Raw genomic sequence first — 25444 nt, 5'->3', positions numbered from 1 at the left:
CCTTCCAGATCGGTATCCATTAGAATAAGGATTGAAACGGTCCGGCCATTGTACGAATCCTTTTTCGCTTAGTACTTCCAGATCGGTATCCATTAGAATAAGGATTGAAACAGCCGTTTGTTCCGGCTATTCGTTGTAAGCGTTGGAGCTTCCAGATCGGTATCCATTAGAATAAGGATTGAAACCATCTAGTGTCGCAACTATTGGATATAATAGCAGCTCTTCCAGATCGGTATCCATTAGAATAAGGATTGAAACAAAACACCTCTGCTGATCAGAAAATGTCGGAATTCCATAGGCAGTAATCTAATACAGAGTACTTAATTCGCTAGGGTTTTACTTTTTAGCGTATTGTTTTTGAGAAATACGAAAAAGCAAACGTCACCTCCTTATCTTTGATAGATAACCATCTACTGATTACTTATGCGATTTTTTTGCTTACTCCTATTGCTATTTGGTCTAACCATTAGCTTACCTGCTCAACGTAATGTATTAGAAAAGCTGATTACGTCAGAAAAGAATACTTTCGGAGATTGGGTGCAGGACCCCGCCAAGTATGAAATACAAGTCCTTTATACTCAGATTGATCGCAATGCTGCCGGAGAACCGTCCTTTACTACTTACCGCTACGGCGTAGATCCTGGCCAGTATTTTTATCCAGCGAGTACCGTGAAGATGCCTGCGGCATTTATGGCTTTAGAGAAAATTAATGAGCTAGGAGTGGTAGGCCTCGATAAGTATGCTGTAATGCAAACTTTTGCAGCAACGGCTCCGCAAACGGCTGCTTTAGCTGATGCGACGGCTGCCAGTGGCTTGCCTTCGGTGGCCCAGTATGTACGCAAGATTTTCTTGGTAAGTGACAATGATGCCTATAACCGATTGTATGAGTTTTTAGGTCAACGCTACTTTAATGAGAAGTTGCAGGCCAAAGGGTTTACAGATACCCGAATTATCCACCGATTATCGGTGAGTGGCTATGATACCTTAGGGAACCGCCTTACCAATCCGGTGCAGTTTGTCAATGAGCAAGGCCCCATGTATCACCAAGGAGAAGTGTACAGCAGTTATTACAACGATTTTGGGCTCACACGCCAACAGCGCGGTGTGGCTTACATGGACAACAACGGCGAAATCATCAACGAGTCTTTTGATTTTCGATATAAGAATTATGTGGCCGTACAGGATTTACACGATATCCTCAAAGCGGTCATTTTCCCACAGTCGGTCAGTGAGCGAGAGCGTTTTAACCTTACGGCAGAGGATTACGCGTGGGTGTACCGTGCGATGGCTCAGTTTCCTCGGGAAAGCGATTCTCCGGCTTACGATCACGAAGACCATTACGTGAAGTTTTGGATATACGGCGACCAGGATTCTACCGCTCAGATTCCTAAAAATGTACGTATCCTCAACAAAGTGGGCTGGGCTTATGGTTACCTGACCGATGCCGCTTATATTGTAGATATGGATGCTGGCGTAGAGTTTTTTCTAGTGGGCACTATCCACGTCAATGATAACCAGATCTACAATGACGGCGTTTATGAATACGAAGGAAAGGGTTTACCTTTTTTTGGTGAATTAGGAAGAGCCGTCTACGAGCACGAGTTGAAGCGAAAGCGAAAAAATGAGCCAGATTTTTCCTGGCTGGAAGAAGTGCTGAAAGACGAGTGAGTTGGACTTTGGTAGCGAGGTGCGTGGCGTGGAGATTGCCGCCTGTAATGACAAAATAAAAGGGAGGTTGAGAATGTTACTAGGTAGCCGCTTTCCCTAACCGCTCGCTATGAATGACTCTACGCTAAACCCTTCTACAGTTTTGTGAAAGGTATGCCTGGTGAGATAGCTGGTTTAACAAAAACACACCTAAACGATGGATATTGCCACGATCAAAAAGGAACTGAAAGGCCGTGTTGCCAAAGGCCTCAACTTTGGCGTGGAAGCCGTAGATGAAGTCTTACAAGCGGATTCCGACCTTTATAATCAGTTTATCTTGTTGAAAAGCAAGTACAATGACTTGATGTATCTCTCAACCATCAACACTTTGCCTTACGAACAGATAGAGTTGGGGTTGAATCGGCTGCGAAACCACCTCCTCAGCATCATTGACCAACTGGAAGAAAACCATCTGGAGAAGAAAGAGATGGCACAATCCTATAATATCAATGATCTCCCTACACGGCGGGCTAACTTTTTTAAGCTACTCGATATACATTACCTAAACCTGCGGGCTATAACCTACGTGGAAATTTTTGGTGCCGACGAAAAGAATATCAGCGAAAGCCGAGAAGCGATCTTCAAATTCTATCAAAACCACCGCCGCCAATTCCGTAATCGAGAAGACTTGGCTGGCGATCAAGGGGCAGGCATCGTTAAAAAATATTTTGAGGATTGGTTTGGTAACGAAATAGGTATCCTTGAGGTCTATTTTAAAAACATCAAGCACCTACTTCGTTATGCGCTTGCTAATGAGGTGGAACAAGCGTTTTTTCTAGCTACGCTACAATCTCTTTTCTCTCGTTATGAGCAGGCTTTCATATTCTACTATGCTTATTGCGGCATCGATGAAGCGTTTACAGCGCTGGTAAAACAAGGGGGGCTGGTTGACGATAGTATCACCCCACTGTTGATCAGGGCCGAGGATTTGGTAGGTTGGAGTAAACTGAATTAAACCATATAAGGGATTATAAGGCCATTTAAGAGAGGTGTTTGTTTTCTTATATGATCTTATAATCCCTTATATGGTTCAAGTCGATTTTATAAAAAATCCTTGGATTGGAACCTAGACTCCTGCCATCTCATCCAAAATCTGAGCAGCGTGATCTTTGGTTTTTACCTTACTGATCACCTTGGCAATTTTCCCTTCTTCGTCAATGACGAAAGTAACACGGTGTACGCCATCGTAGGTTCTACCCATAAATTTCTTAGGGCCCCACACGCCATAAGCGTTCATGACACTTTTATCTTCATCGGCCAATAATTCGAATGGAAGCTCGTATTTGTTGATGAATTTTCCGTGTTTGGCTACCGGATCTGGGCTTACGCCTAAAATTTCGTACCCCTGGCTACGCAGTTCGCTATAACCATCGCGTAGGCTACAAGCCTCGGCGGTACAACCTGGTGTATTGTCTTTTGGGTAAAAATAAAGTACCAGTTTCTTACCGGAATAATCGCTGAGCGAAACACTTTCGCCGGTAGAAATGGTGCTGGTGAAATCAGGAGCGTTATCGCCTTCTTTGAGGTGGGTCATATTTGTTAAATGGTTTGTTTGACGTAGTCTGGGCTTCAGCCCGGACGTTTTGTTTGTTTATTGGATAGTGTAAGGGGGTAAAAGTTGGGTGTACCAAATACTTCCGATCTCCGACTTTTAAAATGGTTGATTGTTGTTGGTTGATGGGAAAAATCTGACATCGTAAATTTTATATCTGAAATCTGAAATTCTTGGATAGTTTGCGAGGCTTGATATTGAGGGAATTAAGCTTTTGACGGGTATTCACCCTCAGTCCGATAATACTCACTGGGATTCGCGGTTGTGTCAACTGCGTCGGCGGTAGCCGCGCTACCCGCGAGCTTTAGCGAGCACCACTGCGATTCCGATTTTATTGGAAGAGCATTCCCGTGAGTGTAACGAACACCTCCTGCTTTGGAGGACTATAAATCCCAGATCACAAATATCCTAACACCAGACTTGAAAGAATGTTTGAACCCATCAAATCAATCCTCTAGCCTTAAGCTCCAAATATTTATTGATCGTATCCATAGAAAGATCGGCAGGATTGGTAAGGACGGCCTGAATACCGTACTGCTTCAACTTTTGTACCATCGCTCTTTTTTCTGCTAAAAACTTGCGAGCCATCGTTTGTTGGTAGATACCTTCTACGTTAGTAGGAGCAGCTTGGGCGAATTCACGGATAGCAGAGTTTTCGAAAAAGACGACCACCAATAAATGAAAAGCATTGATTCGGCGAAGGATAGGGAGTACCCGGTCCAGCGCATACATACTCTCGAAGTTGGTGTAAAGGACTAAAAGGCTTCTGCCACTAACCAACTTGCGACTGAAGTAATAAAGGAGTTCGTAGTTGGCCTCCGTATTGCGTTCACTTTCTTTATAAAGCGTTTGCAAAATCTTGTTGAGTTGCGCGGCTCTACTGTCTGCTTTCAGTACTGATCCAATCTTGTCGGAAAAGGTAAGTAAGCCAGCACGATCGTGTTTTTTGAGGGCTATGTTTGACAAGACAAGACTGGTGTTGATCGCGTGATCCATAAGCGTCAGGCCATCAAAAGGCATGCGCATGACACGACTTTTGTCGATCACGCAATAGATTTGTTGTGCCCGCTCGTCTTCGTATTGGTTAACCATCAACTGGCCGCGGCGGCCTGTAGCTTTCCAGTTGATACTGCGGTAATCATCTCCCCGTACGTAGTTCTTAATTTGGTCAAACTCATAGCTGTGGCCAATTCTCCGAATTTGCTTGAGGCCCCCCGGCATGCTCGTCCGTTCAAAGGCGCGCATCTCAAATTGCTTCATCTGCAGAATCGAAGGATAGACAGGAAGTTCAATGGCTGCATCTTTAAGATAGCGGCGTTCTAATAAGCCAATAGGTGTAGAAAGGAAAAGGAGGATTCTACCAAACTCATAAGCCCCACGGGCAGTTGGCCGAATAGGATAATGGATATCGACGCTCTCTTCGGGAGCCAAATTGACCTTCTTACTAAAATCTCGAATTTGTAGCTGATAGGGTAATTCGTCTACGACTTCAATCTGCAATGGGAGGCTGTTGCGGTTTTGTAAACTAATTTTAACCTCCATTTCATCCCCAAGTGACAATACCCTTGGAAGGTGGCGTCTTACCCGAAAGCGATAAGGACGCGCAAAAAGCAAGAGGCCATCTACAAGGCAAAGTATGACCAATAATAGAAGTGCTACTTGCCCCACAAAAAAAAGAGGTGCCCACCAGAAGCCAGCAGTAAATAATACGACCAATCCTCCTGCGCACCAGAAGAGCCGGTTCTTTAAAAAGATATTTTGGAAGGTTTCCTTCATCTTATCGTGGTACGCCTATTTTCTTGATAATCTCGGCTACGACATCCCGCGTGGCGTATCCTTCCATTTCGCGTTCCGGCGTAAGGATTATTCTATGGTTAAGTACTGGGTAAGCTACCTGCTGGATATCATCGGGGGTAACAAATGCTCTGCCATTAATCGCCGCCATGGCTTTGGCCATTTTCATAATCGCCAGCGATGCTCGGGGTGATGCTCCCAAGAAGAGATCACTGTTCTGGCGAGTTTCATGAACGATACTTGCAATGTAGTCCAGTAATTCATCCTTGATATATACCTTCTCTACAATGATTTGGCACTCCTTGATGGTTTTACTGTCCATAACTGGCTTGACCGTTTCCTGCTGTTTCATGCGAAAATCAGAACGAAACCGGCGGAGGATACTACGCTCCTCTTCAAGGTTAGGATAGTCAATGTTTATTTTTACCAGAAAGCGGTCTAGTTGGGCTTCCGGAAGTTTGTACGTTCCTTCTTGCTCAATCGGGTTCTGTGTAGCGATCACGAAGAAAGGAAAGCCCATTTTGTGGGTGGTTCCATCTACAGTCACCTGGTTCTCTTCCATGACCTCAAATAGTGCGGCCTGGGTTTTGGCCGGAGAACGGTTGATCTCATCAATAAGGACGAGATTGGAGAAAACAGGTCCGGCATTGAACGTAAAGGCAGAACTATTCATGTTGAAAACCGTCGTACCAATAACGTCACTAGGCATAAGGTCCGGCGTAAACTGGATACGATTGAAATCTACTTTAAGAGTTTGTGATAGGAGTTTGGCTGTCAGGGTTTTTGCAATTCCTGGTACCCCCTCGACAAGCACATGGCCACCAGCAAACAGCGCTGCGATGAGTAATTCTATAAACTCGTGCTGACCAATCACGACCTTGCCCAACTCGTGCCTGACCTGGTCTACTGCTCGTGCCAAGTTGCGCAGTTCGGGGTGGTCTTGCGATGGGGGAGGTGGCGGAGTGGGTACTTCAGCAGGGCGCTCGAAGTTCATGTCTTCCTGTTCATTTGTTGTTTCGTCCGTCAACATAATTCCTATTGTCTATCACTTAGCGGCTTGATAAAAGCGTTCTAAGCGTTGGTGAAATTTAACTAATTCAGTTTCTACCAGCGCGGTGTAGCGTGGTATATTATGAGCATCTTTGGCAATGAGCGCTACCAGGTCGGGATCAACCCCGGAGCGGGCGCTCAGTTGTTGCACAAATTGTTCGTTATCGTCGCGCCATTTCAGGCCATAACGTTCCTTTACATAAGTCCGCAAAAGCTTAATGGCCTGAACGGCGAGCTGCTGGTGACTGGCTCGCTGATAGTAGAGCCAGCCTATTGTTTGCACAAATTGCAAGCTGGTATTTCGAGGTGGATGTACCACGGGAATGACTCTTTGTCGGCGCCGAGTACGGAAAAGCAAAAAGATCAGACCAATGGCCACTAAAGTATACCAAGCCCAGGCTAGTGGAGGCTGCTCTAGTATATATTGTAACGGGCTCTCACTTTGCAATCGTCGTGGGTCACTGCGATAAGCATTGTTTTGCTCACGCGCCATCCGTTCGGGAATACGGCTGAATTCATCCCAGTAAATAGGGCCATCATTCAGGTGGCTAAATGCTCGTTCTGCATAGCTGCGGCCCTCTTCTTTGACAAGGTAATAATTGGTAAAAACCAGCGGTTGACTGTGGAGGTAAAAGAATCCATTGCCATAAGGAACACGTACCATGTTCACTGTCGTGTCGGCGGCTCTCCCTACGGCTTCCATGCCTCCTTCCATCTCACAAAAGTACAAGTCGGGGAAATACTGCCATTGTCGTTGGGTGCCAGCAAATTTATTGATGTATTTGAAAGCGAAATCCCGGTCACGGTGAAGCGACGGGTGGGTGAAGTTCAGTTGCACCACGCTATCGGTATGTGTGCTAAGTCCATCCCAGGGAATGTAGTCACATTCGTCATAGTACAAATAAAACATCAGGTCGTACGGGAGCACTTTTGCTGCCAGAAAAGCAGTGTTACCTGCTTCTACAAACTCCAGGAGTTCATCGCGATCCTGCGGGCGCATGTACAATCCTTCGCCGATGAAAACGTAATTGGCCCTGCTGCCATTAATACTATCTACGGGTAGTTTCCCGGCAAGGCTGTCTGCAAGTGTGTTGAGTTCTTTTACTGCCGGATAATCTTTAAACAAATCATACAGCGCATAAAGACCATAGGGTTCTTTGCTCTTTATTTTGAAAGTTTCGCGCCAGGAGAAGCGTTGTCCACCTCCTTGAATAGCCCAAACCGCCAGCAGAACAACTGCCAGTACGATCAAACCCAGTATGACGCGATTTTTCTTCATATCATGCTGTCGTTAATGGTTGCAACCCTTGGCGATACAATTGAAACGCTGCTTTTATATCCTGGTATTCTGCTTGGGCAGGATAGTGGTTTCCGTACCATACTTGCTCAAAAGTAAGGGTGAGCTCACGGAAGTTTTGGTAGCTTTCCTGTTCGCGCATTTGATTCAAATAGAACCGGTTGGTACGATCTTTCTTCCACTGGATAAGCTTTTGTTGATGCAACTGTTTCAGTAAAGCCAAGTAGTGTAATCGTACGGCCAAGTGATAGTTTTCTTCTTGTTCGGCTTTCGCCAAAAATGGATTCACATCCCGGCGATCCAACTCTTCTTCGAGACGGCTAACCTGACTGAGATCGACCTGGTCATCAGCTACCGTACCTTCTTCAGGAGGCGTTATTTTCAATTCATTGTTTTGAATGAAAGTAAAAATGAGCCAGGCCAATAGGCTGAGGACAACGATAGCAAGGATAACCTGAAATAAAGGAGATAAATCCGGGAAGTCGAAGGGGTCTGTATCTGGTGGGGTGTCAGGCGGGGCAATATCAGGGGTTTCCCGCGGTTTGGTTGCTTTAGGCTTGCCGGAATAGTCAAGTTCTTTACTGAGTTTTTCCCAATTGTCGCCATCAAAAGTTTTGGCTTCCAAGTGCTGATCTTCATAAGTTTCAATAAAGTCTTGGGCCATCACCGGAGTGATTCCTGTACTCCCCAGGAGCACACTGACCAGCAAGACGAAAATGAAAACTCTTTTATTCAACGCGATGAAGTATTGCGCAGAAAATAAAACGTGATTTTCTCTAAGTTTTTCAAATAGTCAAAGTGCTTAAAATGAAGCGCTTATTCAACTATTGTGAAAAACAAAAACGTATTTTATTTTCGTGCTGTTCCTAATTTAATTTTTTTTACAAAAAATGAGCAAGCTCTTATTTTGACTTCTAAAGTCCAAGTTACTCTCTTTCTAAACCACGAATCCGGCTTGATTGACCAATATTCGTAATCTTCTCCCGCAAATCGGTAGCTTCATTGATTTCCCTTAGACTGTAGTAATGCAAGCCAAAACCCAGGAGTAAAATTACCCAAATGAAATTGGCAATGCTGGCCAATAAAAAGGTGTTGATCCAAACACTCCATTCATCTAGCGCTACTTGCTCGGCAGCTACCAGCCAATTGATCATTTTGAACAACAGTTCAGCAACTACCGTATTGGTAAGGGAAAATAGTGTAAGCCCTAGTACAAGCAATAAGACAGACATCCCTGCGGTACGCCAGAAGGCTCCTTTCAATAGAAAGAACACCCGCCCCAGCGATTGGTGGTCGCGATAAGCAACATAAGAAAAAAGCAAGGCTAGTGGCAACACTACTAAAATGCTAAGGATGACCCAATAAGATAGAAAACCAACACAACAAACAATAGCAGCAACACCAAAAAATAGATTTAGATAACTTAATGGTGTCGTCGTTCGGCCAAGTTCTCGATCGATACTTTTAAAAGCTGCCAGTGCAAGGCCATAAATCATCGCACCTCCTATAATAGGGATAAACCAATGGCCTTCGTGGCCACTGAAAAGCAGCAGGAAGTTATAGCCGTTAAAAACCCAGCTCTCTGCATTAAAGGGTAAAAGCTCGGCAGCGGGAAGGTCACTCAGCAGAAATATCAAGATGGTATAAACCAAGGCGCCACCGAAAATGGCGAACAAAAGTTTGCTGCTGTGGCGCCGAAAAAGGGTGAATATTTCACTAAAAATCTCGCCTCCGGCTTTAATCTTGCCCGTTTGCAGTTGGTAGTTTTCGCTTGCGGGCAAACGTTGTATTTCTGTAATTTCAATACCAAAGCCAAGCTTCTGTCGATACCATGGGTACCACACAAAATAAACCAATACAAAAGCGAGGCACAAAAGGATAAAAGCTCCCCTTATGATGTCCGGCGTCTCCGTTTGCCGGGTCATAAACCCTTCCAGAAAACCGGCAATGATAAACAGTGGTATCGTTCCCAGCATAATCTTCGCTCCTCGTCGAGCCGACTGCTGAAAGGCTTGTAAACGCGTATAGGTTCCTGGAAAAGCAGGCCCCCTGCCCATGGTGATGCCCGCAGCGGAGGCGATAACAATTGCAGATATCTCCAAAGTTCCATGGATCCAGATGGTTAGGGCCGACTCCCAGAACAAACCTTGCTGAATAAAGAAATATTGGAAACAGCCCACCATAATGGCATTGCTGATCAGGATAATAATAGAGCCTACGCCAAAGAATACGCCCATTGCAAAAGCAAGAAAGGCCACGTAAAGGTTGTTAAAAGTGATACCCAGAAACATCCCGAAGCGCCCCTTTTCTTTGTAAACAGCCATAGGGTCGCCCGATTCGATATTGGCGCGGGTCATCTCTACGTAGTTGTTTCCCAGGATGACTTCTGCAAACTCTGCATCCATTGCACAGGATAGCATACCGATGCCAAAACAAAGGAAAAAGAGAAAAAATGCGAGCCGAAAAGCTTGACGGGCATTGTATACCTCCTGCGGCAGTTCGTCGGTCCAGAAGGTGAGTAGTTTCCCGAGTGGCGTTCGGCGACTACGATAAAGTTTAAGGAAGACTTGCTGTGCTAGCCCATTAAGGTAAACCCTCACCGAGCGGTTGGGGTAAAAAGTGCGGGAATAAGATAAGTCGTCCGTGATTTGGACAAATAAATCTCGCAAACGATCAGCATCTTTGGCTTCGCCCTTGAGGGTTTGCTCAAATTCCGACCATTTTTCCTGATTTTGCTTAATGAATTGAGTTTCGCGCATAGATTTTCCGTGAGAGCAGACAAATTACCAAAAGTTTTAGGAAATTCCCTTAAATTCCCATTTCAAGCTGTTCTTTAATGCAAACAATTGATTTAAAAACGACTCAGAACGTCACCATTGAATACGAACTTGCCACGCTAGGCGAGCGAATGTTGGCCGTTATTATCGATCTGGTCACAGTAGGAATTGGTTATTTCCTGCTGGCAGCGCTAGTCACTGGAGCTTTTGGTTCAGCTTGGTCGGGTGTCCAAGTGGGGATTTTTGGTTTCATAATGCCACTGGCTTGTTTTCTGGTTTACAATTTTCTTTTTGAGTTGCTATCTCACGGGCAAAGTTTGGGTAAAAAAGCACTCAGTATTCAGGTCGTACGCCTTGATGGCGAAGAACCTGCCCCAGCAGATTACTTGCTTCGTGCTGTTTTTTATTTCGTAGACCTGTTGGCGACGGCAGGTCTTTTGGGCGGCTTGCTGATTAGTTCCTCCCCTAAGCGGCAGCGATTGGGAGATATGACTGCCGGCACCGGTGTTATTAAGATGCGCTCTGCTAACCGTTTTGGGCTGGGAGATATTTTGAGGATCAGCTCTCTGGAAGATTACGAACCGAGATACCCGGCTGTTCGACAATTCAGCGAGGAGGATATGCTGTTAATCAAAAATACTATCGCTCGTTATCAGCGCTACTCTAATGATGCTAATCGGCGATTACTCCATGATCTGGCCAGCCAACTGGGCCTCCAACTGGAAGCCCCCCGCGAAGAAACCCGGAATGCGACGGAATTTTTGAAAACCCTTATCCGGGATTATATTGTATTGACGAGGTGAGTTTAAGTCCAGCTTTTGATAAAAATCATTCCCCAAACTCCTCCAGACACTCCCGTAAATAAGCCACCTCCTCCTTCGTATGATCGGCCTTCACAATGATGCGAGAATACATCGGGGAGTCTTCATTCGGATACCGGAAAGAACTGATTAAGATACCCTTTTGTCGTAGCTTTTCTCCCCAATTATGATGTTGCAAGCCAAAAACAGGAAAGTTCTCAAGGTGTCGTATCCCGGGAATAGCCTTGATTGTTGGCAATAGCTGGTTCAAATGCGTTTGGAGCTTTTGCCGTTGTGCAGTGATAATATCCTGCCCATTAAGCCAAGCGTAAAGGAAAGCAGGAGGTGGCGGAGAGGCACCGCCAAACTGTGGCAGTTTACGTAGTTTAGCTAGCGTTTGTTGTTCTCCAAGCAGAATCCCGGCAGGTAAGGCCAGCGCTTTGCCAAGAGAAGCGGTAACGAGTAGCTCGGCTTCTGTTTGCGGATTTAGCTGTCGCCAACTACCTGCGTGTTGAGGGCCATACCATCCCAGGGTATGCGAATCATCGACAACCAATCGCGCTGGCTTTGCATCCAATAGGCTTTCCCATGGCGGTAATTGAATCCCTAAAGGATCAAGCGCATCTGTAAAAGCGACACTCTGTTTTGTACGTAAAGTTTCCAGAAAAGCATCCCAATTAGTGTGCATGGTTCCTTTTGGCCACCACAAAGCCGGATGCGCAAGTGGCCCGATTTGTAAGGGTAAATTCTCGTGTGCTAAATAACGAGCGGCAAGCTGCCCCGCAGCAGAGCCAGATCCCACCAATAGCGCTGCGGGTGCCCCCGTCCATTCCGCAAATGCGGCTTCAGCTTCTTCAAATATTTCCGGGCAGAGAGGAGATAAACGAGAGCCGCCATAATGTGTGCCATAACGATCCAGCCCTTCTTTGACTAAAGAAAGGAAGTCGGGGTGAGCGTTTAGTCCCAGGTAGGAGGTGCCAGAGAAAACTATCATGAAGAGGTGGAATTGAAGTGTTTATTGATCCAAGGTACAAGTCTTAATGCATAGTGATTTCAGCCATAGGCTATCTACAAATGTTGTTTTTTACTATTTGTTTCGTGTCACAAATACGAGGTGTTTGCCTCTGGGTGTTTTTTGTTCTGGTAGATATATGGCAGTTTGCCTATCTAAAGTAATGGATTGTAGTCGTTATTCTGCTATTGCTGTGACAATAAACATGTCACAAAAATATATATATCTGAAAGTTTGACGGGGTTGAAGTAGCGATTATTGTTACTAGAAACCCCCGAGGGCTCCAAGAAGTCCTTCAACTTGCATCACATGAAATACATTATTACACTAAATCTGCTGCTCGTAGCCCTTCTTTTGAGTGGGCAAGACTGCCAAATGGTCAGCTTAAAGCTCCCTATTCCTGAGGGGGTGAGCAAACATCACTTTCCCGCACAGGCCATGCCTGCTTCTGCTACAGAAAGCTTTTTTACCTATCTGTCTGAATGGGATCAGGGCGAGTTAGTTGTAAAAATGCGGTTTTCGAAAGATGGCCAAGAATGGACGGCCTGGGAAATACTGAAAAAAGATTATACCCAACCTGCTGCTAAAAATTCACCGCTTCACATTGCTGATAACGATTATGAACTTTTCGAATGGGCTGTATACAACAAAGCAGGCCTTGAAAGTGAGTTGGCGCTGAATTTTTACTACCCAAGCGAGGCTCCTGTTTTTGCAAACATCAATTCAGCTTACCCGGTAGAAGTAGCAACCGTTGGTTGCCCACAACCCACCATTGTAGCGGTAAATTCCGAAACAGTGATTGTTGGTAACGATAAGGATAAATAAATTGACTTATACCCCCTTTTAGTATAATGGGCTTGGCTTCTACGGAAGTCAAGCCCAGTTTTTTTTACTGCTATTCCTCTTCTTCCATCGCTCCCCGTCCATCGTCATCTTTACGTGCCTCACTGATATAGGTCCATAAATGATCTTTAAGCTCGGTGAGCCCGTGATTGGTAATGGCAGAGATGAAAAGATGTGGAATGTCGGCTGGAATTTCAGGTGTTAGTAGCTCCTCTAGTTCATCATCAATTAAATCTCGTTTGGTGATGACTAGCAGGCGGGGCTTGTCCAGTAATTCAGGATTGTATTGCTCCAGCTCATTCAGAAGGATCCGGTAAGATTCTTTTATACTATCGGTTTCGGCTGAAATGCAGAAAAGCAGGGTTGCATTGCGTTCTATGTGTCGCAAAAAGCGGTGCCCAAGGCCCTTGCCCAGGTGGGCGTCTTCGATAATTCCAGGGATATCAGCCATCGCAAAAGAGCGGCCATCCCGGTACTGCACAATGCCCAAGTTGGGGGTGATTGTCGTAAAAGGATAGTTAGCGATTTCGGGTTTGGCGGCAGTTAAAGCTGCTAAGAGGGTCGATTTCCCCGCATTGGGAAAACCTACGAGCCCTACATCTGCCAGCACTTTCATTTCCAAGATGCGCCAGACTTCTATTCCTTCTTCTCCTGGTTGAGCATATTGCGGCGACCGGTTGGTCGAAGATTTAAAATTGGTGTTCCCTAGGCCTCCACGGCCACCAGGGACCATGATTTGTTCCTGGCCGTGTTCGGTGATTTCAAAAAGTACTTCCTGGGTCTCAGGGTCTTTTACAACAGTACCCAGAGGTACATCTAAGACGACATCTTCACCAAAGGAGCCACTAGAGTTATTAGAACTACCATGGCCGCCAATACCGGCTTTTACGTGTTTTTTGTACCTGAAAGCCAGTAAGGTCCAGAGGTTGCGATTGCCTTTTACAATGATGTGGCCACCGCGTCCGCCATCGCCACCATCAGGGCCTCCTTTAGGAGCACCTTTGGTACGCATGAAATGAGCAGACCCTCTTCCTCCATGACCGGAAACACAATTAATCTTAACGTAGTCTACAAAATTGGTGCCTGCCACAGAATAATTATTTATACCAACACGTCAATTTCAGCGCAAAGACGAGCAAAGATATCATCAATACTGCCGAGACCTTCGACTTGTACTGCTTTCTCCTGCTCTGCGTAGAAATCGAAAACAGGGCTGGTTTCGTTCTTAAATATATTAATGCGATTGCGGATCGTATCTTCCTTTTGATCGTCAGAACGTCCACTTGTTTTACCTCGTTCAAGTAGGCGGGTGACGATTTCGTCGTCCTCCACATTCAACAAGATAAGTTTAGAGATAGAGGTTCCCATTTTTTCTATTAACGCGTCCAAGGCTTCTGCTTGGGCAACGGTACGAGGGAAACCATCAAAAATATAACCTTCTACATCAGGGTTGGCTTCTACCTTGTTGCGTAGCATGCCAATGGTGACACTGTCAGGTACCAATTCCCCTTTCTGGATGTATGATTTAGCCTCCTGTCCCAAAGGGGTGTCATTACCCATTTCGTAACGAAAGAGATCACCGGTACTGATGTGTAATAAGTTATACTTTTCTACCAACTTGGCCGCCTGGGTTCCTTTGCCGGATCCGGGAGGGCCAAATAAAATCAAATTGATCATACGTGCTTACTTTAAACCAATTACTTGGCGGTCTACAGGATTTTCTTGGTTAGGGCTAAAGAGAAAAATCACATAGATTATTCGGAGAGTAGGGGTATTAACCAAGGAAACTTTGGTGGCAACCATTACTGCTCTTGTAAGTAGGCGAATATACGCAATAAAGACTTAGTTTTCAATGAAAAATAAGTCTGATGGTACGTTTTCTACGCTCTCAATAACGCATTCCTTCAAGATACTTGTGACTGATCGTGATTTCGTCAAAAGGATCTTTACCAGGCACCGTTCGGTCTTGCTCTACAAAAAAGTACTGCATTCCTGCTTGTTGTTCTTTGCTGAAAATNGCTGGCCAATCAATAACGCCTTCTCCTACAGCGGCGAAAAACTTTTCGGGCGTATTGTCCATATCTTTGACATGCCATAAGGGAAAGCGGCCGGCATGTTTACGAAAGTATTCTTGATAATCACTCCCCGCTCTGGTTACCCAGTACAAGTCCATTTCAAATTGTACTAAATCGGGGTCAACCTCTGCCAATAGTAAATTGATGGGCCGGCTACCAGCAACCATCTTGTTGAATTCAAAATCGTGGTTGTGATAAGCGAGTTGTAAGCCATAGCGCTTGCATACTTCTCCACTGGTATTAAGAATGTCGATGAGTTCGGCATAACCCTCGGCATTGCGTTTGTCTTCGGGCCACCAAGGGATCACTAAAAAGGATTGCCCGGCTTCCTTACAAGTAGCAGCGGCTTTCTCGGGGGCTTCCTTCATGGCTTCCCAGCTAACGTGCCCACTGGGCATCTGCAAGCCGTAATTTTTTAACATAGCCAGAAAGGTCTGAGGGCTGTGGCCATAAAGTTTGCCATCACGATAACCAGCACCTTCTACATAGTCATAGCCGATGGCAGCAACTCTTCGCAGTGTTTCGTTGTCATCGCGTTGCATCGCATCACGGATGGTATAAAGTTGGAGGCCAATATTTTCCAAGCTTTCTTTTTTTGAACAACCTACAGCCTTCGCGGGGAGTAATGTTCCAACAGCCAGGTAACTGGTCGTTTGTAGAAATTTTCGACGTTGCATACTTTCTTTTGATGTTAAATATTGCGCAGAAAACAAAGTATGGTTTTTCTCAAGTTTTCCAAATAGTTGAAACGCTATATGCTATAGGCATCTCATATATTGACCCCCACGGAGCCTTCGGGGGAATGAATCGCTTATTCAATTATTATGGAAAACAAAACCAGACTTTATTTTAGTGCTGTTCCTAAACCATCAAGATAAGGAAGAATTCTTTTTTCCCAACCACCACCAAGCAAGAGCGCAAATACCAAGGCCCAGAAACTCTCTGGTAAGCTCGATATGTGGAGCTTCTGCTTTCATGCTGGTTGTAATACTAGGCATACCCACCTTGACCCAGTTGATGAAGTCGGGGAGCAAGAAGAAAAACCAAACCAAGATGACCAACATTCCCGCTTGGATTATACGTCTAGGAATTTCACTAAAGGCGGATATTGCCGATAATATCCCTGTGCTAGTGTATAGAGCGACCCATAACCAAGGGTCAGGATCGTTAAGTTGTACATAAGCGAACGCCAGAAAAAGAAGAGCAATGAGAATTCTGATGATCATAAAGGGAGTGTTTTGATCTGAACAGTATACCTGATTATTAAGTTTTGAGCATAAAACGAGGTTTGCTTCCTTACTGCTTACTCTCTGCTTAAGTCGATGATCTTCTGGTTTTTATCTATTTTATGACACCTTTGAGTACAAATTCTAAATTGAATGCGTACTATTGGTGGTTACAATGTAGCGTTCTGATTACAGATGAATTTCTTTGCACCATACCTATTAAAATATGACAGATAACCAAGATCAGATCAACCAGCTTCTGGCAAAGTTGGAAATACTGTCGCAAAAACAGGCACAATTTTCGCGAGAGATCAGTCAATTGCGGACGGAGATCAACACCTTAAAAGGGATTGAAGCTCAAAAAAGGTGGAGCAAAGAAGAAGTGCCAGCAAAACCTCCTGCCACCCCTGCAACGTTGGAGCCGATCCAGGAAGAAAGCACTAAAGTCTACCAAAGTGCCAAGGCCCGAACGCCTAAAGAAGCCATGGAGTACATGGTTCCCAAAGAGGTCGCTCCGCCAAAAGCTAAACTTGACCTCGAGAAATTTATTGGCGAAAACCTTATCAACAAGATAGGAATCGCCATTACAGTTATAGGGGTAGCCATTGGCGCAAAGTATTCGATTGAACACAATCTGATCAATCCGCTTACCAGGATAATCCTTGGCTATCTCGCAGGAATAGCCCTCTTGGCTTTTGGGATAAAACTGAAAAAAAACTACGAAAGCTATAGTGCCGTTTTGGTCAGTGGAGCCATGACAATCCTCTATTTTATAACTTATTTGGCCTATAGTCTATATGGTCTGATTCCGCAAGGAATGGCCTTTGGGCTTATGGTTGGGTTTACGGCCTTTACGGTGGTGGCGGCGCTCAATTACAACAGGCAAATTATTGCTCAAATAGGCTTAGTGGGAGCCTACGCGGTGCCTTTCTTGCTGAGTGAAGATAGTGGCCAAGCGGCGGTATTTTTTAGTTATGTCGCTATTATTAATGTTGGTATTCTGGTCATCGCGTTTAAAAAATACTGGAAACCACTGTATTACTCTTCCTTTGTTATCACTTGGCTCCTCTATATCTCGTGGTGTGTGTTTGATTACCGAACCGATGAGTACTTTGGGCTGGCGCTCACCTTCTTGTGTCTGTTTTTTGCTATTTTTTACCTGACGTTTTTGGCGTACAAACTACTACAGAAAGAGCAATTTTCCTTGGCAGATATTTTGTTGCTCCTTGCCAACTCGTTCATCTTTTACGGTATTGGCTACGCGTTATTGAATAATCATGAGACCGGTGAACAGCTGCTGGGCTTGTTTACGCTGGGCAATGCCGTCATTCATTTCATTGTTAGCGCAGTTATTTACCGCAGGAAACTGGCGGATAGAAAACTCTTTTACCTTATTTCTGGGCTGGTGCTGGTCTTTATCACGCTGGCTATTCCTGTTCAGCTAGATGGCAATTGGGTGACCCTTTTATGGGCAGGAGAAGCCGCTTTGCTTTTCTGGATTGGCCGAACAAAGCAGGTGCCAATTTATGAATGGCTGTCTTACCCGTTGATGTTTTTGGCCTTCTTTAGCATTCTTCAGGATTGGTCGGTGGGCTATAGCTATAATTTCTATTATCCACAAGAAGGAGAAACGGAAATTACCCCCATCTTCAATATCCAATTTTTGAGTTCTTTACTGTTTCTCGGTGCCTTTGGGTTTATTAATTGGGTAAATCAAAAAAGAGAACATTCTTCCGTATTGGCGAGTAGGGGTATAATCTCAAAGATGATTGCTTTGGCGATTCCGGGCATTATGCTTTTGGTATTGTATTCGGCCTTTAGGATGGAGATTGAAAGCTATTGGAACCAACTTTATGCAGATGCAATCATAACTAATAGTAGGAATGAAGAAGGGTATGTTGAACGTGTTACTAATAGAGATTTGCTCAAATTCAAAATAATCTGGGTAATCAATTACACGCTCTTGTTTGTAGGTGTTCTTTCTTTTGTAAATATTAGAAAACTAAAGAATACCCTTTTAGGCTTCATCAATCTTGTTTTGAATGTCTTGGCAATTGGGTACTTCTTGACACAAGGCCTTTATGCGTTGAGTGAGCTGCGCGAAAGTTATCTGGAACAAACCCTGGCGGAATATTACCATCAAGGCATTTTTCATCTCGGGATTAGGTATGTTTCTTATTTGTTTGTTGCCTTGGTTGTCGTTGCCTGTTACTATTATCGTCGGCAGGATTTTATAAAATGGAATTTTAAAATGGCCTTCGATTTGCTACTTCACCTTGTTGTTTTGTGGATAGCAAGCAGCGAATTGATCCATTGGATGGACATTGCCAATTCAACGCAGTCTTATAAAATCGGACTGAGTATATTATGGGGTGTTTATGCATTGATACTTATCGCCTTGGGGATATGGAAAGGGAAGCAGTATTTACGGATTGGGGCTATAGCGCTGTTTGCAATTACACTCGTTAAGCTGTTTTTCTACGATATATCTCACCTCGACACGCTGGCAAAAACCATAGTGTTTGTTTCCTTAGGGGTGCTCCTTTTGATCATCTCCTTTTTATACAATAAATACAAGCATATCATTGCTGATGAAAATACTGATGAAACTGCCCCTTAAATCATGGTGCTGGGTATTTCCGTTTATGCTGCTCACCATTGGGGCTTATGGGCAGCAGGTGGATACGTATAATTACCAGCGCGAATTGAATGGCATTACGGAGCAATGGCACAAAATTGTTTTACCAGATCCTGTTTTTGGTAAGGTTGCGAATGATTTGTCGGACATCAGGATCATTGGTGTCAGTGCCAATAACGATACCATTGAAGCACCTTATATTCTGCAGGTTGATGAAGAAAAAGTAGTCAGTAATACTATTCCTTTTAATAGGCTGAATACTGCTAGGAACCAGCATGGGTTTTACTTCACTTTTGAAGTGCCGACCGCCGAAGCGATTAACCAAATCCAGCTGGCGTTTAAGCAACAGAATTTCGACTGGAGATTACAGCTGGAAGGTAGCCAGGATCAAAGCGAATGGTTCACGGTTGTGAACGACTACCGAATTCTTTCCATCAAAAACGGGAGCACTGATTATCAATTCACGACCATAAAGATCCCCCGTTCCAAATATCGCTACCTGAGGGTGCTTATTGCCAGCAGGGAAGCTCCTGTCTTGACATCGGCGAGTATTACCATGCGTGAGTTGGTGGAAGGCGCTTATCGCACTTACGCTGTCCAAGCTACCAAGGCGATAGAGAACAAACAGTCGAAACAGACGGAAATAGAGCTGACACTTCCTATGCCCGTCTCTTTAAGTCGACTGAATATTGAGGTGCTAGATACTTTTGACTACTACCGTCCTGTGACGATCCAGTACTGTACGGATAGTATCAAAACGGAAAAGGGATGGAGATACAATTACCACACGATCAGTAGCGGTACACTGAATTCGTTGGAGGAAAATACGTTTAGGTTTAGTAGAAATACGATTGCGAAGAAGCTGAAAATTTTAATTCACAACCAAGACAATCAAGCCTTGAATATTGGCACCATTACGCCGAAAGGCTACGTACATCAAATGATAGCGCGCTTTAATGCGCCTGCCACCTACCATCTTGTTTATGGCAATAAATACGCCAGAAAACCGCAGTATGATATAGCACGATTCCCAGACAAAATTCCCACTACTGCCACGCCGCTGACCTTAGGGCAGGAAGAAGCCTTCGATAAAGCGGAAGAAGTCAAAGCAGCACCCTTGTTTGAGAATAAGCTCTTCTTGTGGGCGATTATGATTTTGGTTATTGTACTACTCGGAGGTTTTACCTTGAAAATGATGAGTGGGAAGTGATTTTAGAGACAATAGGAAAACGAGCTGGGCCGCTACTTTAGTCATACTCCACAAAAAATACACATTCCGCATTAGCAATCTCTACGACCTCATCGGTTTCGAACCAAGGCATACCATCGGAGGAGTCTACAGAACGATCATAGCGGCCAATCTGCCCTTCGAGGGTACAACGAATGAGTTTCCCCGTGATTATTTCTTCCGTAACACTCTTTTTCTCCGTGTAGCTATAGTCCTCCATCTCAATGATGGTAAGCTGACCGATTGGGGTATTCAAAAAAGAGCTTTTAGAAACCTGTAATTCTTCGTACGGACCACCAATTGGCAGGCGGAGTGATACATCTACTTTGCCTGCCCCTTCTCCAAACGAAAAATTATTGCCTAGTGCAAAGAATTCTTCAACCAATGCCTTAGTCATTGGTTGATTTGGTGTGGCTTCTTCGGGCCAAAATTGGAAACCATAATAGGCATCTCTCGCCCCTTCATCTGATGCATAAGCACTCATAATTAAGGTGGTAAAGAATGTCCCAAAAGGATCTCTACTAAATGGCCTTTCGGTGACACCCTGCTGCCAAAATAGATAACCATTTGCTTCACTGATGTAATCTAATGATATTAAAAAGCTGGAAAAAGTACTCTCCCCTGGTTCACGAATCTCACCTTTTAAAAACACATCTACTTTCTCATCTTCCAATATGACCGGAGAGAGTTCCCCTTGCTCACAAGCTGTAGCAAAAAACAGTACTGTAAGTACTAAACCTATCATTAATTTATTCATTTTTTCGTGGCTTTAAGGTTAGATATTTAAAATAAACGCGCCGAGAGCCCCAGTGCAAGTGAGCTAGCGTAAAACTGGGTTGCTTGCCCAAAGAGTGTATCCTTAAAAAGATTACGAAATCCTTGTAGATAACTGAGGTGCAAATCAAGGCCACGACTAATCCGATAGCTAAGATGTAGTTGCCCACCCATGTCCAATGATTGAAATGCAGAACGGGAAAGCGCTTCCTCTTCGGATTGACGGCTGTAAACATCCCAACCACCACTTATCCAGGTAGTACCTGTTGCACTATTGGCAGAAAAACGCATCTTTTCAGTATGAATCCAGGAGCTAGTTTGTTGGGCTCCCCGCCAGGTATGTAGAAAAGAAGTATGTACTCCAAGTCCCATTGTCCAAGGGGAACTAGCTTTGTGTTTGTAGTTCCAGCTGAGTTCCAAATCCACATATTGCAGGCTATTGAGCATGGTACTGCTAATATTACGGCGGTACTCACGTAGCACGTACTCATTATAGATGGTACTCGTATTGAGTTGCAATCCATTGAGACTTCGATGTGAAGCTGTTAGTCGCAAAGTGGAGCTTTTACTAATAGGAACCTCACCCCACACTCCAAGACTATTACCCATACTCATTCGAAAGGGTGTTGTACTGGTCAATTGGGAAACCATCTGTGCTTGAACCCCCATCCTAAGTCCATTATCCTGACCGAATAAGGAGGGCGAACTTGTTAAAACTATTGAGAATAGTAAAATGGTTACAGGAAAATATTTAATGGTCATGGTTGTTTTTTTGAGCGTGTTTTTAAAGGAGTCTACATTATCTGTCGGATAGGCGATAAGTAAGGCTTAGGCCAAAATTCAAACTGTTTATACCGGCTTCTCTTGGGCTTATTTTTTGTAGTGCTTCCTGATTGATTTCAGGATGTGATTCGGCGTATGCAATGCGAGGTTCATAGTATTCAGAGTAGGCCGTGTTTCCAACAAAAAATTCAGTTGAAAACTGCACACCAAACCAGTGTGTAGGCCAGTAAGTATAGCTAAGGCGTGTTGCGCCACAGCGAGAAAATTTCATTTTATATTTTATGTCAAACTCTTCCCCTCCAAAACCAATTGCTTGAAGCCGGGCATTGTGTATATTGAAACCCGTTCTAAATTCCAGTCCGAGGTCGCCTTGTCCGATACGAATAAATAGTTGTGGTCCAATGGTAAGCATTCGGGAGTGTTCGGCTACACTTTGTTGAATTGGAAAACCTTCTTCGCCGTTGTTGTCAACTAAGAACCTAGTGGATTGAGCTTGCAGGTTGCCATAACTTAGGTTTGCCGTAAAACCCAATCCACGGGTTGCTCTGTAATTGAAATGGCCACTAAACACTTGATAAGATTCTGGATCGCTATTTTGCAATGGCTTGTTTATAATATTGCTGGCATCGCATATTGAGCAGTCGAGTAATAGACCTCGTGCGATTTCTATCCCAACGGTAAATCGAGACTCAGGTAAGTTCTGGCCATTACATATAAAGGGCTGTAGAGCCAAAATGGGTACTGCCAAGAGGAGAAGCAATATTTTTTGGTTTTTCATACTATTCTGTTTTACTTTTTGCTATTAAAGGATCAATCCTACCGCATCGGAATACCCGCTAGTTCATCATAGTAGCTTTGATATAGTACATGCTGTGCACGACGATCACTAGCCAGGCAGCCCTGTCTGAGTTCCTCATCTGCTACTATGCTTGCTGTATACCATGAATGACTAATCGTTTTTGCTTTCACTTACACTATCGGTAGGGAAATCAAAAAGGTTAGTCAAAAGTGATTTTTTTTAAAAAGAATATCTTTTTGAGGCATTTTAGCGCTCAAGGGAAGGTGCAGAGTAGTAATTTTTCTCTTCGGCTAGGTAAATATGGTAGTTGCGCTGGATCTTGTTGCTAGGCAGGGATCACCTACTTTAGTATCTATTGGCTGATGATTCAGTTTTAACAAACCGACGGTTACCCCAAGGGACGAACATTTATAATGTTATTTCTTTTGCCAGCTCAATCGCACAGCCCCAAGCCACGGTAAAACCTGCACCACCGTGTCCGTAATTATGAAAAATGTTTGGGTGTTGGGGGTCAAACTCAAAACGAACGGAAGCTCTTTTTGGGCGAAGACCTACCACCTCCTCAATGATTTCTGGTTTGCGTTGTGAGAAGCCATTAGCTAAAAGTCTATTGACAATAATTTCAGTATCACTTTCTTCTACACTTAGATTGTAATCATTTACATAATCTGTGCCGCCAATTATGCAATCTTCAGTTCTGTTTATCACGTAACTTAGCGCGCCTTGTTTTGTTGCGTCTGCAAACGAGGGAATATCCATTTTTTTGCACCGTAAAATTTGTCCGCGCATAGGCTGTAAATCACCATCGTTACAAACGATTTGGTCTTGACCGGTTTTATTGTTTCCAAAGGCTTACCCAGCCGCTCCATCCATCAGGTCCTCCTATAAACATATCTGTTTTTAAGCCCCAGAAACTATCCTCTGTTATTTCCCAGGTATAAAAATCTTGACCGATCGGTGAAAATATTATTGAACCATTAATACGATTATAAGAACTTCTATAGGCAAAACTATCATTGTACTCACACACGAACTCAAAGGTACCGGTGTCTTGCCTACTAGCGTATATAGGATTTTCTAAAGAAGGAGCATACATGAAATAATCCAAACGATATTCACCGCCCTCATATAGTTTTAAATTCAAACGAGGACAAATCGTATCAGGACAATTTAGTGCTTCGACTGCAGTAGCACCGAAACTATGCATCTCCCATTCACCAATAAAATCATCTCTTTCACTACCGTCGCAATCCCAAGTCCTGTGCACATAATCATCTTCCTGGTTAGCACAGCTATCAATAAGTATTATTGCAGATGCCAAAAAAGAAAATAGAAGACTACTTGAAATGGCTAGCTTCATCGGGTTTTTCATCATAATTATATTCTTTGCGCAGAACTCATTTCCTCCACACCACCTACTGCGCTTTCACCACTTTCCAAATTCCGCGCTTCCCATCCACTTCTACGCTTAAGAGGTAGGTGCCGGCGGGCAGGTCACGTAAATCCAACTGCTCGTTCCACTGCGTGCTGTACTTCTGGCTTTGTTTGGCCAATAGCAGGCGCTGTGTCAGGTCTAGTAAGCGGATTTCTACAGCGCCTTGCCATTCTCCGGCGAGTGTTAACTGGAGGATGTCTTTGGCAGGATTGGGAGAAAGCGTCAGCGCATCCTTCGGTAAGGTGGCTTGGTCAGTGCCCACTACGCCGGTATTGATGATTACGATATTACTGTAATCAGAGGTGTCTATTTCGCTGAAAGCTCGGATTCGGTATTCGTAAATGCGCTCCAGTTCCAATCCTGTTTCTACGAAACTCAGCATGTTGGCTCCTATCTCGGCGTATAGATTGAAGGTGTCTCCTCCGTCTTCGCTACGCTCCAGTTGGAAGCCCGTTTCGTCTGGAGAATTATGTGCCCAACTGAGGAAGTAAGTGGTCTCATTGATTTCTGAAGCTGCCAAGCTGATTGGGCTGGACAAGCCGGCACAGTTGGCCAAAATCATGTTGTTGGTCTCTTCTCTGACTTGTGACATGAGAGGGTAGAAGGAGTCGCCGGGGCAAGCAGTTGCACAGCCATCCCGATGACCGGAGATGTTTTTAAGAATGCCATTAGAAGAGTTGTGGTAGCTTTCGCCTAAAGGATCGGCACCAATGTCGCAAGACTTCCAAGCGAGTAGTCGCTCTAAACTCTCCAGGGCTTCGCTGGTTGGCTCGATATCTGTATAATTACCCATCATGCATACGCCCATCGTACCTGTATTCATCCCACAAAAGTGTGCTCCCAGGATATTGTAGCCGCGGCCTTCGTAAAGAACCCCATTAGGATCAATTAAGTAGTTGTACCCAACGTCTGACCAGCCGTTTCCATTGACATGAAGGTCCCAGATTGCACGAACGATTGCAGCCCAGTCAGTGGCACTGTTGGTACCTGCTGCATGGTGTACAATCATGTGGGTGACATCGGTAGGTGTCGGAGAAGTTTGAGCAGGACAATCGCCGGAGGGGCACCATTCTGCACGACTCTCAATGTCTGGTTCAGGACAAGGGCAAGCAGAAGAATTAACTGGGTCTATATTCGCTGTTGGGGCAGGGGCATCTGCCGTAAGGCCAGGGTGATAAAAGTGCAGTATTGCCGTTTCTATACTAGAGGCCCGCCGCGCTGTTTTTAACTGAAAATAGCGGTGTTCTGCCTTTCCGATATAGAGTTGAGTGATTCCTTTTTCTGTGTTGTGGGAATCGGGATGAAGTGTTTCCCATTCCGTCCAGTTTTCCAAATCGTTTGTGAACCTAAGTTCAAATTCAGGGTCAATGTTGCCTTGGGGCCATTCCACAAAAAAAGAAAAAAATGGAAGCTGATCTACGTAAGGTAGTTCCGCAAAATAATTGAGTTCGGTCGCATCACGGGGAAACTCAACAGGAATGGTCATTCGTTGGCCTTGCTGGGCATTGAGGCCTGCAAAAGAGAAAAGGAAGATACTAAAGGAGAGGAGTTGTAATAGCCGCATCGGTTGTCATTTGATTTTAAACTGCTTGAAAATTAGCTTCGCTGATCATCGCCCCTCCTAGTGGTAGGGACAAATCCCAAGTATGTTTGA

23 protein-coding genes are annotated in these 25444 nt (G+C 44.4%); 6 read left to right on the top strand and 17 right to left on the bottom strand.

From position 1 onward, the window contains the following. Window positions 1–423: 423 nt before the first annotated feature. Window positions 424–1668: a serine hydrolase gene (locus A3EU_RS0115235; RefSeq protein WP_020537050.1), complete on the top strand. Its 1245-nt coding sequence runs from the start codon at window positions 424–426 to the stop codon at window positions 1666–1668. A 196-nt stretch (window positions 1669–1864) separates the two neighbouring features. Then, window positions 1865–2662 carry a hypothetical protein gene (locus A3EU_RS0115230; RefSeq protein WP_020537049.1) on the top strand — a complete coding sequence of 266 codons (798 nt, stop codon included), beginning with the start codon at window positions 1865–1867 and terminating at the stop codon, window positions 2660–2662. 111 nt (window positions 2663–2773) lie between these two features. Here the strand turns inward: A3EU_RS0115230 and bcp are convergent, their stop codons facing one another. From bcp to A3EU_RS32900, 6 genes are all read right to left on the bottom strand, one after another. Beyond that, complete coding sequence (bcp, locus tag A3EU_RS0115225; protein WP_020537048.1) at window positions 2774–3241, bottom strand: thioredoxin-dependent thiol peroxidase; 468 nt, start codon at window positions 3239–3241, stop codon at window positions 2774–2776. Between the two features lie 459 nt (window positions 3242–3700). Further along, window positions 3701–5035 carry a DUF58 domain-containing protein gene (locus A3EU_RS0115220; protein WP_020537047.1) on the bottom strand — a complete coding sequence of 445 codons (1335 nt, stop codon included), beginning with the start codon at window positions 5033–5035 and terminating at the stop codon, window positions 3701–3703. Between the two features lies 1 nt (window position 5036). Further along, window positions 5037–6083 carry an AAA family ATPase gene (locus A3EU_RS0115215; RefSeq protein ID WP_020537046.1) on the bottom strand — a complete coding sequence of 349 codons (1047 nt, stop codon included), beginning with the start codon at window positions 6081–6083 and terminating at the stop codon, window positions 5037–5039. Window positions 6084–6098: 15 nt separating this feature from the next. Beyond that, the gene (locus A3EU_RS0115210) at window positions 6099–7382 is read right to left on the bottom strand and encodes a DUF4350 domain-containing protein (protein WP_020537045.1); all 1284 of its coding nucleotides are present in this window, start codon (window positions 7380–7382) and stop codon (window positions 6099–6101) included. Window position 7383: 1 nt separating this feature from the next. Beyond that, complete coding sequence (locus A3EU_RS0115205; protein ID WP_020537044.1) at window positions 7384–8136, bottom strand: DUF4129 domain-containing protein; 753 nt, start codon at window positions 8134–8136, stop codon at window positions 7384–7386. A 190-nt stretch (window positions 8137–8326) separates the two neighbouring features. Further along, window positions 8327–10159 (bottom strand): stage II sporulation protein M, encoded by a 1833-nt coding sequence (locus A3EU_RS32900; RefSeq protein WP_020537043.1) that lies wholly within the window; start codon window positions 10157–10159, stop codon window positions 8327–8329. A 77-nt stretch (window positions 10160–10236) separates the two neighbouring features. Between A3EU_RS32900 and A3EU_RS0115195 the strand changes: the two genes are divergently transcribed. Beyond that, a complete protein-coding gene (locus tag A3EU_RS0115195) occupies window positions 10237–10980 on the top strand; it encodes an RDD family protein (protein WP_020537042.1) in 744 nt (247 codons plus the stop codon). A gap of 25 nt (window positions 10981–11005) precedes the next feature. On the opposite strand, the gene A3EU_RS0115190 is transcribed toward A3EU_RS0115195, so the two are convergent. After that, complete coding sequence (locus A3EU_RS0115190; protein WP_020537041.1) at window positions 11006–11971, bottom strand: aminotransferase class I/II-fold pyridoxal phosphate-dependent enzyme; 966 nt, start codon at window positions 11969–11971, stop codon at window positions 11006–11008. 327 nt (window positions 11972–12298) lie between these two features. On the opposite strand from A3EU_RS0115190, the gene A3EU_RS0115185 reads away from it, so the two are divergent. After that, window positions 12299–12814: a hypothetical protein gene (locus A3EU_RS0115185; RefSeq protein WP_020537040.1), complete on the top strand. Its 516-nt coding sequence runs from the start codon at window positions 12299–12301 to the stop codon at window positions 12812–12814. A 70-nt stretch (window positions 12815–12884) separates the two neighbouring features. On the opposite strand, the gene obgE is transcribed toward A3EU_RS0115185, so the two are convergent. From obgE to A3EU_RS0115165, 4 genes are all read right to left on the bottom strand, one after another. Beyond that, complete coding sequence (gene obgE, locus A3EU_RS0115180; protein WP_020537039.1) at window positions 12885–13922, bottom strand: GTPase ObgE; 1038 nt, start codon at window positions 13920–13922, stop codon at window positions 12885–12887. An 11-nt stretch (window positions 13923–13933) separates the two neighbouring features. Next, window positions 13934–14509 (bottom strand): adenylate kinase, encoded by a 576-nt coding sequence (locus A3EU_RS0115175; protein ID WP_020537038.1) that lies wholly within the window; start codon window positions 14507–14509, stop codon window positions 13934–13936. A gap of 211 nt (window positions 14510–14720) precedes the next feature. After that, window positions 14721–15449 (bottom strand): sugar phosphate isomerase/epimerase family protein, encoded by a 729-nt coding sequence (locus A3EU_RS0115170; RefSeq protein ID WP_425412692.1) that lies wholly within the window; start codon window positions 15447–15449, stop codon window positions 14721–14723. A 327-nt stretch (window positions 15450–15776) separates the two neighbouring features. Further along, window positions 15777–16133, bottom strand: coding sequence for a transmembrane 220 family protein (locus A3EU_RS0115165; protein WP_020537035.1), 357 nt, complete (start codon window positions 16131–16133; stop codon window positions 15777–15779). A gap of 226 nt (window positions 16134–16359) precedes the next feature. Here A3EU_RS0115165 and A3EU_RS0115160 point away from each other — a divergent pair, with 226 nt between their 5' ends. Both A3EU_RS0115160 and A3EU_RS0115155 read left to right on the top strand, forming a co-directional pair. After that, a complete protein-coding gene (locus A3EU_RS0115160; RefSeq protein ID WP_020537034.1) occupies window positions 16360–18753 on the top strand; it encodes a DUF2339 domain-containing protein in 2394 nt (797 codons plus the stop codon). Next, a complete protein-coding gene (locus A3EU_RS0115155) occupies window positions 18737–19981 on the top strand; it encodes a DUF3999 family protein (RefSeq protein ID WP_044086027.1) in 1245 nt (414 codons plus the stop codon). The genes A3EU_RS0115160 and A3EU_RS0115155 overlap by 17 nt, the downstream gene beginning before the upstream one ends. Window positions 19982–20018: 37 nt before the next feature. Here A3EU_RS0115155 and A3EU_RS0115150 read toward each other — a convergent pair whose 3' ends face one another. The 6 genes from A3EU_RS0115150 to A3EU_RS32895 all read right to left on the bottom strand — a co-directional run bounded on the left by A3EU_RS0115150 (window position 20019) and on the right by A3EU_RS32895 (window position 25354). Further along, entirely contained in the window at window positions 20019–20756 is a 738-nt protein-coding gene (locus A3EU_RS0115150) for a hypothetical protein (RefSeq protein WP_156825779.1), read from the bottom strand. A gap of 26 nt (window positions 20757–20782) precedes the next feature. Continuing rightward, complete coding sequence (locus A3EU_RS0115145; RefSeq protein ID WP_020537031.1) at window positions 20783–21535, bottom strand: hypothetical protein; 753 nt, start codon at window positions 21533–21535, stop codon at window positions 20783–20785. A 37-nt stretch (window positions 21536–21572) separates the two neighbouring features. Continuing rightward, window positions 21573–22334, bottom strand: a complete 762-nt coding sequence (locus A3EU_RS0115140; protein WP_020537030.1) for a hypothetical protein — start codon at window positions 22332–22334, stop codon at window positions 21573–21575. A gap of 429 nt (window positions 22335–22763) precedes the next feature. Beyond that, window positions 22764–23174 carry an FAD-dependent oxidoreductase gene (locus tag A3EU_RS30620; RefSeq protein WP_281169153.1) on the bottom strand — a complete coding sequence of 137 codons (411 nt, stop codon included), beginning with the start codon at window positions 23172–23174 and terminating at the stop codon, window positions 22764–22766. Window positions 23175–23190: 16 nt separating this feature from the next. Beyond that, the gene (locus A3EU_RS0115130; RefSeq protein ID WP_020537028.1) at window positions 23191–23730 is read right to left on the bottom strand and encodes a hypothetical protein; all 540 of its coding nucleotides are present in this window, start codon (window positions 23728–23730) and stop codon (window positions 23191–23193) included. 40 nt (window positions 23731–23770) lie between these two features. Continuing rightward, window positions 23771–25354: an N-acetylmuramoyl-L-alanine amidase gene (locus A3EU_RS32895; RefSeq protein ID WP_020537027.1), complete on the bottom strand. Its 1584-nt coding sequence runs from the start codon at window positions 25352–25354 to the stop codon at window positions 23771–23773. Between the last annotated feature and the right edge of the window lie 90 nt (window positions 25355–25444).

The organism is Lewinella cohaerens DSM 23179, assembly GCF_000379805.1.
GTDB classification, from domain to species: domain Bacteria; phylum Bacteroidota; class Bacteroidia; order Chitinophagales; family Saprospiraceae; genus Lewinella; species Lewinella cohaerens.
Note: the sequence above shows the minus strand (reverse complement) of the source record. Positions and strands in the feature narration are given on the sequence as shown.

Bases quoted from the DNA above. Each gene is read 5' to 3' on its own strand.
- A3EU_RS0115235 (WP_020537050.1), top strand. From the start codon at position 424: ATGCGATTTTTTTGCTTACTCCTATTGCTATTTGGTCTAACCATTAGC.
- A3EU_RS0115230 (WP_020537049.1), top strand. From the start codon at position 1,865: ATGGATATTGCCACGATCAAAAAGGAACTGAAAGGCCGTGTTGCCAAA.
- bcp (WP_020537048.1), bottom strand. From the start codon at position 3,241: ATGACCCACCTCAAAGAAGGCGATAACGCTCCTGATTTCACCAGCACC.
- A3EU_RS0115220 (WP_020537047.1), bottom strand. From the start codon at position 5,035: ATGAAGGAAACCTTCCAAAATATCTTTTTAAAGAACCGGCTCTTCTGG.
- A3EU_RS0115215 (WP_020537046.1), bottom strand. From the start codon at position 6,083: ATGTTGACGGACGAAACAACAAATGAACAGGAAGACATGAACTTCGAG.
- A3EU_RS0115210 (WP_020537045.1), bottom strand. From the start codon at position 7,382: ATGAAGAAAAATCGCGTCATACTGGGTTTGATCGTACTGGCAGTTGTT.
- A3EU_RS32900 (WP_020537043.1), bottom strand. From the start codon at position 10,159: ATGCGCGAAACTCAATTCATTAAGCAAAATCAGGAAAAATGGTCGGAA.
- A3EU_RS0115195 (WP_020537042.1), top strand. From the start codon at position 10,237: ATGCAAACAATTGATTTAAAAACGACTCAGAACGTCACCATTGAATAC.
- A3EU_RS0115190 (WP_020537041.1), bottom strand. From the start codon at position 11,971: ATGATAGTTTTCTCTGGCACCTCCTACCTGGGACTAAACGCTCACCCC.
- A3EU_RS0115185 (WP_020537040.1), top strand. From the start codon at position 12,299: ATGAAATACATTATTACACTAAATCTGCTGCTCGTAGCCCTTCTTTTG.
- A3EU_RS0115175 (WP_020537038.1), bottom strand. From the start codon at position 14,509: ATGATCAATTTGATTTTATTTGGCCCTCCCGGATCCGGCAAAGGAACC.
- A3EU_RS0115165 (WP_020537035.1), bottom strand. From the start codon at position 16,133: ATGATCATCAGAATTCTCATTGCTCTTCTTTTTCTGGCGTTCGCTTAT.
- A3EU_RS0115160 (WP_020537034.1), top strand. From the start codon at position 16,360: ATGACAGATAACCAAGATCAGATCAACCAGCTTCTGGCAAAGTTGGAA.
- A3EU_RS0115155 (WP_044086027.1), top strand. From the start codon at position 18,737: ATGAAACTGCCCCTTAAATCATGGTGCTGGGTATTTCCGTTTATGCTG.
- A3EU_RS0115150 (WP_156825779.1), bottom strand. From the start codon at position 20,756: ATGAATAAATTAATGATAGGTTTAGTACTTACAGTACTGTTTTTTGCT.
- A3EU_RS0115145 (WP_020537031.1), bottom strand. From the start codon at position 21,535: ATGACCATTAAATATTTTCCTGTAACCATTTTACTATTCTCAATAGTT.
- A3EU_RS0115140 (WP_020537030.1), bottom strand. From the start codon at position 22,334: ATGAAAAACCAAAAAATATTGCTTCTCCTCTTGGCAGTACCCATTTTG.
- A3EU_RS0115130 (WP_020537028.1), bottom strand. From the start codon at position 23,730: ATGATGAAAAACCCGATGAAGCTAGCCATTTCAAGTAGTCTTCTATTT.
- A3EU_RS32895 (WP_020537027.1), bottom strand. From the start codon at position 25,354: ATGCGGCTATTACAACTCCTCTCCTTTAGTATCTTCCTTTTCTCTTTT.